Origin of the sequence: Methylobacterium gnaphalii (assembly GCF_007992215.1) — a bacterium.
Taxonomy (GTDB): Bacteria; Pseudomonadota; Alphaproteobacteria; order Rhizobiales; family Beijerinckiaceae; genus Methylobacterium; species Methylobacterium gnaphalii.
Window position 1 is genome coordinate 245,619 of sequence record NZ_BJZV01000001.1, and the last position, 12,152, is coordinate 257,770.

The 12,152-nt window shown below is 67.4% G+C and carries 12 protein-coding genes and 1 other RNA gene; 9 read left to right on the plus strand and 4 right to left on the minus strand.

Features of this window, described 5'->3' with window-relative positions; translation table 11 throughout:
- The first annotated feature begins 2 nt into the window (after nucleotides 1-2).
- The gene (locus MGN01_RS01095; RefSeq protein WP_147044724.1) at nucleotides 3-1,445 is read left to right on the plus strand and encodes a cytochrome P450; all 1,443 of its coding nucleotides are present in this window, start codon (nucleotides 3-5) and stop codon (nucleotides 1,443-1,445) included.
- A gap of 150 nt (nucleotides 1,446-1,595) precedes the next feature.
- Nucleotides 1,596-1,856, plus strand: a complete 261-nt coding sequence (locus tag MGN01_RS01100; RefSeq protein WP_238257904.1) for a hypothetical protein — start codon at nucleotides 1,596-1,598, stop codon at nucleotides 1,854-1,856.
- A gap of 38 nt (nucleotides 1,857-1,894) precedes the next feature.
- Here the strand turns inward: MGN01_RS01100 and MGN01_RS01105 are convergent, their stop codons facing one another.
- On the minus strand, nucleotides 1,895-2,533 hold the full coding sequence (locus MGN01_RS01105) for an SspB family protein (protein WP_147044725.1): 639 nt from the start codon (nucleotides 2,531-2,533) through the stop codon (nucleotides 1,895-1,897).
- A gap of 61 nt (nucleotides 2,534-2,594) precedes the next feature.
- Nucleotides 2,595-2,981: a transfer-messenger RNA gene (gene ssrA / locus MGN01_RS01110) on the minus strand.
- On the opposite strand from ssrA, the gene MGN01_RS01115 reads away from it, so the two are divergent.
- From MGN01_RS01115 to MGN01_RS01140, 6 genes are all read left to right on the plus strand, one after another.
- Nucleotides 2,973-3,842 carry a CPBP family intramembrane glutamic endopeptidase gene (locus MGN01_RS01115; RefSeq protein ID WP_170245819.1) on the plus strand — a complete coding sequence of 290 codons (870 nt, stop codon included), beginning with the start codon at nucleotides 2,973-2,975 and terminating at the stop codon, nucleotides 3,840-3,842. The genes ssrA and MGN01_RS01115 overlap by 9 nt on opposite strands.
- A gap of 76 nt (nucleotides 3,843-3,918) precedes the next feature.
- Nucleotides 3,919-4,713 carry a thymidylate synthase gene (locus MGN01_RS01120; protein ID WP_147044726.1) on the plus strand — a complete coding sequence of 265 codons (795 nt, stop codon included), beginning with the start codon at nucleotides 3,919-3,921 and terminating at the stop codon, nucleotides 4,711-4,713.
- Nucleotides 4,713-5,207 (plus strand): dihydrofolate reductase, encoded by a 495-nt coding sequence (locus MGN01_RS01125; RefSeq protein WP_147044727.1) that lies wholly within the window; start codon nucleotides 4,713-4,715, stop codon nucleotides 5,205-5,207. Before MGN01_RS01120 ends, MGN01_RS01125 begins: the two co-directional genes overlap by 1 nt.
- A gap of 268 nt (nucleotides 5,208-5,475) precedes the next feature.
- Nucleotides 5,476-6,639, plus strand: a complete 1,164-nt coding sequence (gene hflK / locus MGN01_RS01130) for an FtsH protease activity modulator HflK (protein WP_147044728.1) — start codon at nucleotides 5,476-5,478, stop codon at nucleotides 6,637-6,639.
- Complete coding sequence (gene hflC, locus MGN01_RS01135; protein ID WP_147044729.1) at nucleotides 6,636-7,544, plus strand: protease modulator HflC; 909 nt, start codon at nucleotides 6,636-6,638, stop codon at nucleotides 7,542-7,544. Before hflK ends, hflC begins: the two co-directional genes overlap by 4 nt.
- Nucleotides 7,545-7,633: 89 nt before the next feature.
- The gene (locus tag MGN01_RS01140; protein WP_147044730.1) at nucleotides 7,634-9,184 is read left to right on the plus strand and encodes a DegQ family serine endoprotease; all 1,551 of its coding nucleotides are present in this window, start codon (nucleotides 7,634-7,636) and stop codon (nucleotides 9,182-9,184) included.
- A gap of 108 nt (nucleotides 9,185-9,292) precedes the next feature.
- Here MGN01_RS01140 and serB read toward each other — a convergent pair whose 3' ends face one another.
- On the minus strand, nucleotides 9,293-10,189 hold the full coding sequence (serB, locus tag MGN01_RS01145; RefSeq protein ID WP_147044731.1) for a phosphoserine phosphatase SerB: 897 nt from the start codon (nucleotides 10,187-10,189) through the stop codon (nucleotides 9,293-9,295).
- A 24-nt stretch (nucleotides 10,190-10,213) separates the two neighbouring features.
- Here serB and miaA point away from each other — a divergent pair, with 24 nt between their 5' ends.
- The gene (miaA, locus tag MGN01_RS01150; protein WP_147044732.1) at nucleotides 10,214-11,170 is read left to right on the plus strand and encodes a tRNA (adenosine(37)-N6)-dimethylallyltransferase MiaA; all 957 of its coding nucleotides are present in this window, start codon (nucleotides 10,214-10,216) and stop codon (nucleotides 11,168-11,170) included.
- On the opposite strand, the gene MGN01_RS01155 is transcribed toward miaA, so the two are convergent.
- A complete protein-coding gene (locus tag MGN01_RS01155; protein ID WP_147044733.1) occupies nucleotides 11,148-12,014 on the minus strand; it encodes an NAD(P)-dependent oxidoreductase in 867 nt (288 codons plus the stop codon). The two genes, miaA and MGN01_RS01155, sit on opposite strands and share 23 nt — an antisense overlap.
- Nucleotides 12,015-12,152 lie beyond the last annotated feature (138 nt).

Sequence of the window (12,152 nt, forward strand, 5' to 3'; positions counted from 1 at the left end):
TGATGCAGACGGACGCAACGCTCCCACGCGAGACCGTCCGCTTCCGGCCCGAGGTCCCGAAACCGCGCACCGAGGACTTGAGCTTGTTCGGCTTCCTGCGGGCAGCGCGCGAGAACCCGATCACCACCTGGATGCGCTCGCATTTCGAGCAGCCCGTCGTCGCAGCAGACGGCGTGCTCGGCCGCGTGACCGTTGTGAGCGATCCGGCCTTCATCCGCTATCTCTTCGTCGAGAACGCGAGGAACTACCGCAAGGACGACCTGCAGCGCCGCATCCTGGCGCCGGGGCTCGGCAACGGGCTGCTCTCGGCGGAGGGCGAGGAATGGAAGAATCAGCGCCGCACCATCGCGCCGATCTTCTCCGCCCGGCACGTCACGAGCTTTTCGGACTCGATGAACCTTGCCGGCGCTCGCGTCGCGCGCCGGCTGGCGCGGCGCGACGGGGCCTATGTCGAGGCGGCGAACGAGATGACACGCGTCTCCCTGGACGTCCTCGAGCGCACGATCTTCACTCAGGGTCTCCAGCGTGATCCCGACGCGGTCGGGCGGGCCATCACCCGCTTCCTGGAGGCAATCGGGCCGATAGACCCGCTCGATGTGTTCGGCGTGCCAGGCTTCGTGCCCCGCATCGGCCGACTTCGCGCACGGCCCGCTGGACGCTTCTTCGAGGAGGTGGTGGACGAGTTGATCGAGCGCCGCCGCACCCTGACCGCAGGCGGCGGTGAGGCTCCGCACGACCTGCTCACGCTCCTCCTCACCGCAAGCGACCCGGAAACCGGGAACGGGCTCACCGATCTCGAGGTGAAGGCCAACATCGTGACCTTCATCGCCGCCGGCCACGAGACCACGGCCAACGCGCTGAGCTGGGCGCTCTACTGCCTCTCGCAGGACGAGGCCTCGCGCGAGCGGCTGGAGACGGAGGCCGACGCGGCGATCGGCGCCGACGGCCATTTCGCGCTCGCCGATCTTCCCTTCGCGAAGGCGGTGATGGAGGAGACCATGCGGCTTTTTCCGCCGGTGCCCTTCATGAGCCGTCAGGCCATCCGCGAGGATCGCATCGGCCGAATCAAGATCCCGAAGAACTCCACGGTGATGGTGGCGCCCTGGGTGCTGCACCGCCACCGCACGCTCTGGGACGACCCCGACGCCTTCGTGCCCGACCGTTTCCTGCCGGAGAACCGGGACGCAATCCCGCGCTTCGCCTATCTGCCCTTCGGGGCAGGGCCTCGCGTCTGCATCGGCCAAAGCTTCTCGTTGCAGGAAGCGACGATCGTGCTGGCGCATGTCGCCCACGCCGTGCGGCTCGACCTCGCCGCGGACCATCCCCCCGTCGTACCGCTGCACCGGGTCACGTTGCGGCCGCAGGGCGGCTTGCGGATGGTGGCGCGCGCTCGCCGAAAGGCGGGTTCTGAGCGCTCGTCATCCCCAAGCCCTGGTCTATTTTAGCGGGAAGCCTGAAGAACCGAGGAGGCGTTTCATGACGCGGGTATTGCTGATCGGCTACGCCCCCGACGCCGTCGACTTCTCGGATCCTGCGCTGCCGCCGGGCATGAATGCTAACAAGATCGCGGCCGGCATCGAGGTGGGCTCCAGCAGATGCGCGATCGGGGATGGGACGCCGAATTCTGCGCCATCCGGCCCGATAATGCGGTCGCCACGGTGACGCAGCAACTCAAGGCGCGGGCTTACGACTGCGTCGTAATCGGAGGCGGCGTCCGTCTCGCGACGAACGGTTTGATCGTCTTCGAGGCGGTGATCAACGCGGTGCGCGAGAGTGCGCCTCACGCAGCGATCGCATTCAACTCTCGCCCCGAGAACAGCGCCGAAGCGGCAGCGCGCTGGATCGAGGCAGGCTGAGGCAGCGACCTTCGCTCCCGCCTGCTCGCGGTGCCGTATCAGCTCTTTTTGCGGAAGGCGTCGAGGCTGACGACCTCTGCGCCGTTCTCCTTGCCGGCGCCCTTCTCGGCAGTGGCCGCATCCTTGTCCGCCTCGGCGGCATCGTTCGAGTCCTCGCCGGACTTGTTGCCGGTGGACAGTGCCGGCACGACCTTCGGACCGGAAATCGCGGCGAGGCCGGCGCTCTTCGGCTTGATCTCGGCCGGCTCGGAGGCCGCGCCGCGCGGGCCAGCCTTGACCGCGGGCGGCGCACTCTCGGTCTCTTCGGGTGCCGCACCCTCTTCCTGCAGGTCGAATTTGAGGCCGAACTGCACAGAGGGATCGAAGAAGCCGGACAGCGCATCGAACGGCACGAGCAGCCGCTCGGGCACGCCCGAGAACGACAGGCCGACCTCGAAGGAGGTTTCGCCGACGTTCAAATCCCAGAATTGATGCTGCAGGACGATGGTCATGTCCTGCGGATACTTTTCGCGCAGACGCTGCGACATGCGCACGCCCGGCGCCTCGGTGCGGAACGAGACGTAGAAGTGATGCTCGCCCGAGAGGCCGTCGCGGGCCGCGTCGGTGAGCACTCGCTTCACGACGCCGCGCAGCGCGTCCTGTACCAGGAGATCGTAGCGGATCAGGTCTTCTGCCATCGGCGCTCGCTCTGCCCGGATGCCGGCCGGACGTCAGAAGGCCGCCGGGATCGAAAAGATAAGTGGAGGTTTCTGTTGCCAGGTACCTCCGAACCCCGCCTATGCAGTGCTACCCGCTAGGACTTTAGGTCGGTTTTTGGCACCGCTTACGCGGCGACAGCCACCGGAGCAAAGTTGTCGTTGGCAACTATTGCAGAGGCCCGATAACGGCGGAACCATGCCGAGCGAAAGCTCAACCTTTACGCCCTCGTCGATCCTATTTCGCCCCCGCCGAAACCCAGTCTTCCGGTCCGCACAGGCCTTGCGGCCATCGGTCCTGGGTCTTGGTGGAGGCGCCGGGTACCGCCCCCGGGTCCGATAGGTTTATTTCGAAGAACGTTTATCGCCATAGCCGGCCTTGCGACCGGCAAGAGCGAATATAGAGGGACCGGGGGCGGTTTTGAAGAGCGATCCTCACGCCCCCCTGCTCGATGATGCGGCTGTTGCTCCCGTGCCATCCATCGATGGAGCGGAGGCAGCCCTGGATCGTCCGATCCCGCCTGCGCCGGTCCAGCTCGGGGCGTGGCTCGTCCAGGCGCTGCTCTTCGTCGTCATTCCCGTCGGGCTCCTGGCTCTAGCCGGCGCCCTGGCGATCGTGCTCGTGCGCGTGGTGGCCGATCTTCGGGTTGGCATCGATGTGTTCACGCCGACCGCCCTGCGGCCCCGCCTGCCGCTCTATGAGGTCGCGGGCCGGGGCGTCGCCGCCGATGTCCTCCGGCAGGTGCTGATGGCGGCCTTCGCCATCGCATTGGCCGTCTGGCAGGATGGGGCGGCGTGGCGTCGCAGGCTGGCGCTGAAAGCCCCCGCCGAGCCGCGCATGAGCAGCCCGCTGCGGCTCTGGCTGCTCATGGCGGTCTGGCCCATCATTCACATCCTGTGGGTCACCGAGACGGCCCGCGCGCTGAACGGGGGTGTCGCCCAGGGCATCCACCTCTCGCCCTTCCTGTCGCCGCTCGCGATCGTGGGGTGGTTCGCTTACGTCGTCGTGCTTGCGCCGGTCGCCGAGGAACTGGTCATGCGCGGCGAGGCCTTCGCCCGCGCCAGTCGGATCATGCGTCCGGCCGGTGTCATTGCCGCCACGGCGCTGCTATTCTCGCTCGCGCACCTGTCGGAATCCAGCGGAATCGCGCGTCCGATCTCGCTGCTGCCGCTGGCAATCACGCTCGGATGGCTGCGCTGGCGCACCGGCCGGCTCTGGCCCTGCATGCTGCTGCACGGATGGAGCAACCTCGCCCTGGTGACGTACCTGCTGTGGCCCGCCCGTTATTGACGCCGAGTGCTCAGGCTTGTGCGCGGGTGCTCGCGGCGGGTTCCGGCGGATGGTGGCACGCCGTAATGTGCATGCCATGCACGTCTACAAACAGCTCCTGCAGCGCATCCTCGACGAAGGCGTCCGCAAGGACGACCGCACCGGCACCGGCACGCTCTCGGTGTTCGGCCACCAGATGCGCTTCGATCTGGAGGAGGGCTTTCCGCTCGTCACGACGAAGCAGCTGCATCTGCGCTCCATCATCCACGAGCTGCTCTGGTTCCTTGCCGGCGACACAAACGTGCGGTCGCTCCAGGCCAAGGGCGTGAGCATCTGGGACGAATGGGCCGACGAGAATGGCGATCTCGGTCCGGTCTACGGCAAGCAATGGCGGAGCTGGGAGCGACGCGACGGCTCGACCGTCGACCAGATCGCGGGGGTCGTCGACCAGATCCGCGCCAACCCGGATTCGCGCCGCCTGATCGTGTCGGCCTGGAACCCGGCCGACCTCGACAGGATGGCGCTCGCCCCCTGCCACTGCCTCTTCCAGTTCTATGTGGCGGAGGGCCGGCTCTCCTGCCAGCTCTACCAGCGCTCGGCGGACGTCTTCCTCGGTGTGCCCTTCAATATCGCGAGCTATGCCCTGCTCACCGCGATGATCGCCCAGGTCACCGGCCTGCGGGCGGGCGAGTTCGTGCACACGTTCGGGGATGCGCACCTTTATCTGAATCACCTGGAGCAGGCGCAGACGCAGCTCGCGCGCGAGCCCCGCGCGTTGCCGACGTTGCGCCTGAACCCGGAGGTCCGCTCGTTGTTCGATTTCGCCTTCGAGGACATCGCCATCGAGGGCTACCTGCCCCATCCCGCCATCAAGGCTCCGGTGGCAGTCTGATGGTGGCCCCGACGATCTCCCTCGTCGTGGCGGTCGCCCGCAACGGCGTCATCGGCCGCGACAACGGCCTGATCTGGCATCTCTCCAGCGATTTGAAACGCTTCAAGGCGCTCACCATGGGCAAACCCATGCTGATGGGGCGCAAGACGTTCGAGGCGATCGGCCGCCCCCTGCCGGGCCGCCGCAGCCTCGTGCTCACGCGCGACCGCAGCTTCCGGGCAGAGGGCGCCGAGGTCGTGCATGACTGGGATGAGTCCCTGACCGTCGCCCGCGCCGAGGAGCTCATGGTTGTCGGCGGTGGCGAGATCTACGCGCTGTCCCTGCCGCATGCCGATCGCATCCACCTGACCGAGGTCGACACTGCGCCCGAGGGCGATGCCCATTTCCCGCCTTTCGATCGCTCGGCCTTTCGCGAGACCCTGCGCGAGGCGCATCCGGCCGGTGGCAAGGACGAGCACGCCTTCACCTTCATCGACCTGGAGCGGGTCGGCTGAACGCCCGCCCTGGTTTTCATCCCGGCTCTGACAAGACTTTTTCTTGTCCCGTGCGCGGTTGCACGCGGGGTCGGGCCCGTTGCGGTAGAGGTTGCGGATGCCCACTTCCCGGCCTTGACAGGAACGGGCGCGGCCAATCAGGTGCGCTCGACCATACGGTTCGGCAAGCACGTTTCCGGCAGGGGAAATCCGGCGATCGATCGGGGCGATGGCGCCTTTCGAAGGGGCGGCGCACGGATCGGGGCTGGAGCAGGAGTCTACGTCGAGAATGCCTTGGAGCAATCAGAGCGGCGGTGGCAGCGGTGGGGGAGGTGGCCCCTGGGGCAGCCGTCCCGGCGGTGGCAATGGCGGCGGTGGCGGACCCTGGGGTGGCGGAGGCGGCGGTAAGACCCCACCCGATCTCGAAGACCTGATCCGCCGCGGCCAGGACCGTCTGCGAGGGATCATCCCGGGCGGCACCGGCAGCGGGTTCGGTGGCGGCAAGGGCATTCTGGTCCTGCTCGTCCTCCTCGTCGGCGTCTGGCTGCTCACCGGCTTCTACAAGGTCAATCCGAACGAGGTCGGCATCAACACGGTGTTCGGCCGCTATACCGGCCAGTCCGGCGAGGGCCTGCGCTACAACTTCCCCTATCCGGTGGGTGGTGTGGTCAAGCCGAATGTCGGCCAGTTCAATTCGGTGCAGGTCGGTTTCCGGTCCGGCGCGGGAGCGGCACGCCAACGCGACGTGCCCGAGGAGAGCCTGATGCTCACCGGCGACGAGAACATCGTCGACCTCGATTTCGAGGTGCAGTGGCGCGTGAACCCGCTCAAGGCGGAGGATTACGTGTTCAACCTCGAGAATCCCGAGGGCACCATCAAGGCGATCGCCGAGAGCGCCATGCGCGAGGTGATCGGTCGCCGCAACATCCAGGCAATCTTGACCAACGAGCAGTCGAGCATCGCGGCGGAGGTCAAGGAGATCATCCAGAGCGCCCTCGACGGGTACGGCGCCGGTGTCCGGATCGAGGTGGTGCAGCTTACCAGCGTCAACCCGCCGCCCGAGGTTCGGCCGGCCTTCATCGACGTGAACGCTGCGCAGCAGGACGCCCAGCGCGTCCGCAACGAGGCTGAAACCTATGCCAGCCGCGAAGTGCCGCAGGCCCGCGGCCGCGCGTCGCAGATCGTGCAATCGGCCGAGGCCTATCGCGATCAGGCCACCGCCGAGGCGAATGGTCAGGCCGCGCGCTTTACGCAGGTCTACGAGGCGTACAAGGCCGCTCCGGATGTCAGCCGCGAGCGCCTCTTCCTGGAGACGATGGAGAAGGTTCTGGGCTCCGTGAACAAGGTGATCATCGACCAGAACGGGACTGGCGCCGCCGGTGCCAACGCCGCGGGCGTGCTGCCCATCCTGCCCCTCGGTGACCTCGCCGGCCGCCCGGGAGCCGCCCGATGAACGGCTCCACGCTCCGCTCCGGCCTGATCGTCCTTGCCGGTCTCGTCATCGTTGGCCTCTACGCCTCGGTCTTCACCGTCGGGCAGATGCAGCAGGCGCTCGTGCTCCAGCTCGGCCGCGTGCGTGCCGTGCTGAACCCGCACGGCGAGACGAAGCCCGGCCTCTACTTCAAAGTGCCGTTCACCGACACTGTGGTGATCTTCGACAAGCGCGTGCTGGATCTCGACCTGCCGGTCCAGACCCTGCTCACCGCCGACCGCCAGAACCTCGAAGTCGACGCCTTCGTGCGCTACCGGATCGTCGACCCGCTGAAGTTCTACCAGTCGGTCGGCAACATCCCGCTGGCGAACCAGAGACTGTCGAGCTTCACGAACTCCAGCCTGCGTAACGTGCTGGCTCGCTCCAGCCGCGACGCCATCGTGCGGACCGACCGCGTCGCTCTGATGAACGAGATCCAGGAGGACGTGAACAAGCAGGCCAAGCAGCTCGGCGTCGAGATCGTCGACCTGCGCATGACCCGCGTCGATCTGCCGGCCAAGAACTCGCAGGCCGTCTACGACCGGATGACCTCCGAGCGGAAGCGCGAGGCAGCCGACATCCGCGCCAATGGCGACCAGGCGGCGGCCACCATCAAGGCCAAGGCCGACAAGGAGGTCACCGTCCTGCTCGCCGAGGCCACCAGCACCTCGGAGAAGCTGCGCGGCCAGGGCGAAGCGGACAGAAACCGTATCCTCGCCGAGGCCTTCGGTAAGGATGCCGACTTCTTCGCTTTCTACCGCTCGATGCAGGCCTACGAGCAGAGCATGAAGGGCCAGGACACGCGCCTGGTCATCAGCCCGAACTCGTCGTTCTTCCGCTACTTCAGCGATCCGACGGGTCGCGCGGCCGGCGCTGCCAAGCCCTGACGACTGCGATCGAGAGCGGCCACTCCGCCGCTCTTGATCGCACGGGCTTGGCGCCGATCTATAGGCACGCTTCAACAAGGAACCGCACCATGCGTCTCGCCACGAGCGCCGTACCGGGTCGCAACTGCCCGGCCCTCCGCCAACGCGCGAGATCGGCACTCGCCGCCGTGATGATCGGGGCGATGCTGCCGATCTCGACGGCACCCGCCCTGATGCCTCAGGCGGCTCTCGCCAAGGGGCCGGAATCGCTCGCCGACCTCGCCGAGCAGGTCACCGACGCGGTGGTGAACATTTCCGCCTCGACCACGGTCGAGAAGTCCGCGCGTGGGGGCCGGGCGATGCCCCAGCTGCCGCAGGGCACGCCGTTCGAGGACCTGTTCGAGGAGTTCTTCAAGAGGCGCGGTCAGCGCGGTGACAACAACAGAGGCGACGACGAGGGCCAGCGCCAGTCGCGCAAGTCGAACTCGCTCGGCTCCGGCTTCATCATCGACGCTGCGGGTCTCGTCATCACCAATAACCACGTGATCGGCGACGCCAACGACATCCAGGTCATCCTGCACGACGGCTCGAAGTTGAAGGCGGAGATCGTCGGCAAGGATTCGAAGATCGACCTCGCCGTCCTCCGCGTGAAGCCCGAGGCCGGCAAGCCGCTCAAGGCCGTGCCCTTCGGCGACTCCGATAAGATGCGCCCGGGCGATTGGGTGATGGCGATCGGCAACCCGTTCGGCCTGGGTGGCTCGGTCTCCGCCGGTATCGTCTCGGCCCGCGGCCGGAACATCGAATCGGGACCCTACGACAACTACATTCAGACCGACGCGGCTATCAACAAGGGCAATTCGGGCGGCCCGCTGTTCAACATGAACGGCGAGGTCATCGGCATCAACACGGCGATCCTGTCGCCATCAGGCGGCTCAGTCGGCATCGGCTTCGCCGTACCCTCGAACACGGCCAGCCCGGTGCTCGACCAGCTGCGTGAGTTCGGCGAGGTCCGCCGTGGCTGGCTCGGTGTGCGCATCCAGAACGTCGATGAGGCCACTGCCGAGGCGCTCGGCCTCAAGGGCGGCCCGAAAGGCGCGCTGATCGCGGGTGTCGACGAGAAGGGCCCGGCCAAGCCCGCCGGCCTCGAGGTTGGCGACGTGATCACGAAGTTCAACGGCACCGTCGTGAAGTCGTCGAGCGAGCTGCCCCGCATCGTCGCCCAGACACCGGTGGGCAAGACCGTCGAGGTCGTGGTGGTCCGCAAGGGCCAGGAAGTGACGAAGTCCGTACTGCTCGGCCGTCTCGAAGACGGCGAGAAGGCTCAGCTCGCCAATGTCAAGCAGCCCGAGCCCGAGAGCGCCGTCCGGCAGGCGCTCGGGCTGAATCTCTCGGGCCTGACCGACGAACTCCGTAAGAAGTTCAGCATCAAGGACACCGTGAAGGGTGTCGTCGTCACCCGCGTCGATCCGAACTCGACGGCGGCCGACAAGCGCATCTCCCCCGGCGACGTCATTGTCGAGGTCGGCCAGGAGCCAGTGAGCAGCCCGGCCGACGTGACGAAGAAGGTCGATGCGCTGAAGAAGGAATTGCGCAAGTCGGTGCTGCTGCTGATTGCTAGCGCCAGCGGGGACGTGCGGTTCGTGGCGATCGGGTTGGACTGAGCATCTACACCACCATGATTCCGGGGCTCGCCTCAGCGAGAACCCGGAATCCAACCGTGATGTAGGGTCGTGGACACGCGCCGCGGCAAGTCGTGGATCGCCCCCGCGCTATCCTACGAACTCCGCCGCGCAGTACCCCTGCAGATAGAGCAGCGCCGTCAGATCGCCGTGCTCGATCCTGACCCGTGCCGCCGCCGTCACGGCCGGCTTGGCGCGGAAGGCCACGCCGACACCCGCCTCGCCGAGCATGGCGAGATCGTTGGCTCCGTCCCCCACCGCCATGGTGTCCTCGGGCGCGAGGCCGAGCCGCTCGCGAAGGTCCAGCAGTGTCGCGCGCTTCGCGTCCGACCCGATGATCGGCTCGGCGATGGTCCCCGCAAGCCGGCCATCGACGAGGTCGAGGCGGTTGGCCCGCGTCTCGTCGAAGCCGATCATGCCGGCGATCGGGCCGGTGAACAGCGTGAAGCCCCCCGAGACCAGGCAGGTATGGGCACCGTGCGCCTTCATCGTCGCCACGAGGGTCCGGCCGCCCGGCGTCAGGGTGATGCGCGTTGCGACGAGGTCATCCGCCACCGTCGCCTGCAGCCCCTTCAGCAGGGCGACGCGCTCACGCAGGGCTGGTTCGAAGGCGATCTCGCCCCGCATGGCGCGCTCGGTGATCGCCGCGACCTCGGCCTTGATACCGAGGACATCTGCGAGTTCGTCGATGCATTCCTGCTCGATCATGGTGGAATCCATGTCGGCCAGGAACAGCCGCTTGCGCCGGTGTGGACCGGCCGGCAGCACGGCCACGTCGAACGGCTCGCCGGCAAAGCGCTGTTCGAGGCGAGCGGTCAGCGTTCCCGCCTGCTCGACCGACGCGTCGATCAGGAACTCGGCCGCCACGCCGTGATGCAACAGGCGCGGCGGATGCTCTGTCGCCAGCGCCTCGCGGGCATCGCTCAGCACCGCGCCAGTGATGGCGTGGCGGGCCGGGTTTGCTATCAGCGTCGCGACGAGGGTCATGCCAGGATCACGAAGGAGTAGGCGGTGTCGCCGGTCACGCAGACATGGGCCGGGCAGCCAACAGCGATTCTCATCGCAGGGCCGACCGCCTCGGGCAAGTCGGCGCTGGCGCTCAGCCTGGCGCGGCGTTTTGCAGGCACGGTCATCAATACCGATTCGATGCAGGTCTATGCCGACCTGCGCCGGCTCTCTGCGCGGCCGATGCCGGAGGAGGAGGCTCAGGTCCCTCACCGGCTCTATGGCACCGTCGACGGCGCCGTAAATTTTTCCGTGGGCGCATTCTCGCGGGAGGCCTCGCGCATTTTCGCCGAGATCTGGGCCGAGGGACGGCTGCCGATCTTCGTGGGCGGGACGGGGCTTTACTTCAAGGCGCTCGACGAGGGTCTATCGGCGCTGCCGGCGGTGCCGGAGGATGTCCGCGAGGCGGTTCGCGTGCGCGCCGAAGGGCGCCCGACCGAAGCCCTGCATGCGGACCTCGCCCTTCTCGATCCGGCCGGCGCAAGGGCGTTGCGACCCTCCGACCGGATGCGGGTGATGCGTGCAATCGAGGTGTTCGAGGCGACCGGCCGGCCGATCGCCGAATTTCAGGGCCAGCGTCTTCCGGGTCCGCTGGCAGGCCGCCCGCTGCTCAAGATTTTCCTCTCGGTCGATCGGGACGAGCTGCGCCGGCGCATCGATGCGCGCTTCCTCGGAATGATGGAGGAGGGCGCCCTCGACGAGGTCGAGGCCCTGCGCGCTCGCCGGCTCGATCCGCTGCTGCCGGTGATGCGGGCGCATGGTGTGCCGGGACTGATCGCCTATCTCGACGGAGCGATCAGCCGCGACGAGGCGATTGCGCGCGGGCAGGGCGACACCCGCCGCTACGCCAAGCGCCAGCATACCTGGTTCCGCCACCAGATGGGTGATGACTGGGTCTGGGCCGACCCGGAGAAGGCTCTCCGGATTGCGGTGGAGCGCCTCAGCGCTCCAGGCGGGCGATGAGGCTCGACGTATCCCACCGGCTGCCGCCCATCGCCTCGACGTCCGAGTAGAACTGGTCGATGAGGGCGGTCACCGGCAGGTGGGCGCCGCTGCGGCGGCCCTCGGCCAGCAGGATGCCGAGATCCTTGCGCATCCACTCGACGGCGAAGCCGAAATCGAACTTGCCGGCATTCATGGTCTTGCCGCGGTTCTCCATCTGCCAGGAGCCGGCGGCTCCCTTGGAGATCACGTCGAGCACCGCCTCGATGTCGAGGCCCGAGCGCTTGCCGAAATGGATCGCCTCCGCCAGGCCCTGAACGAGGCCGGCGATCGCGATTTGGTTGACCATCTTGGTGAGCTGGCCCGAGCCCGACGGACCCATCAGCCGCGAAGCCTTGGCGAAGGATAGGATGGCCGGTTCGACCTTGGCGTAAGTTGTCGCGTCACCGCCGCACATCACGGTCAGCGCGCCGTTCTCGGCACCAGCTTGTCCGCCGGAGACGGGGGCATCGATGAAGTGAAGGCCCGCCGCGTCCGCTGCCGCCGACAACTCGCGGGCGACTTCGGCCGACGCCGTGGTGTGATCCACGAAAACCGCGCCCTTGCTCATGCCGGCAAAGGCGCCGTCCTCGCCGAGCACCACGCTCCGCAGGTCGTCGTCGTTCCCGACGCAGGCAAAGACGATCTCCTGGCCAGCGGCGGCCTCGCGCGGGGTGCTGGCGGCCACGCCGCCATTCGCCTGAACCCAGGCATCGGCCTTGGCACGCGTGCGGTTGTAGACCGTGACGTCGTGGCCCTTCTTCGCGAGATGCCGCGCCATCGGCGAGCCCATCACGCCGAGGCCCAGGAATGCGACCTTCGCCATCGACCGTCTCCAAACGAATGCAGAATGCGGCCTCGTCTAGGAGGGCCGTTCGGGAGCGTCAATCGTAAGGACACAGCTGCACGACCTATGGAACGGCCGCTGAGCACCCATATTTTCTTGCCTGGGTGTGTGGGCTCG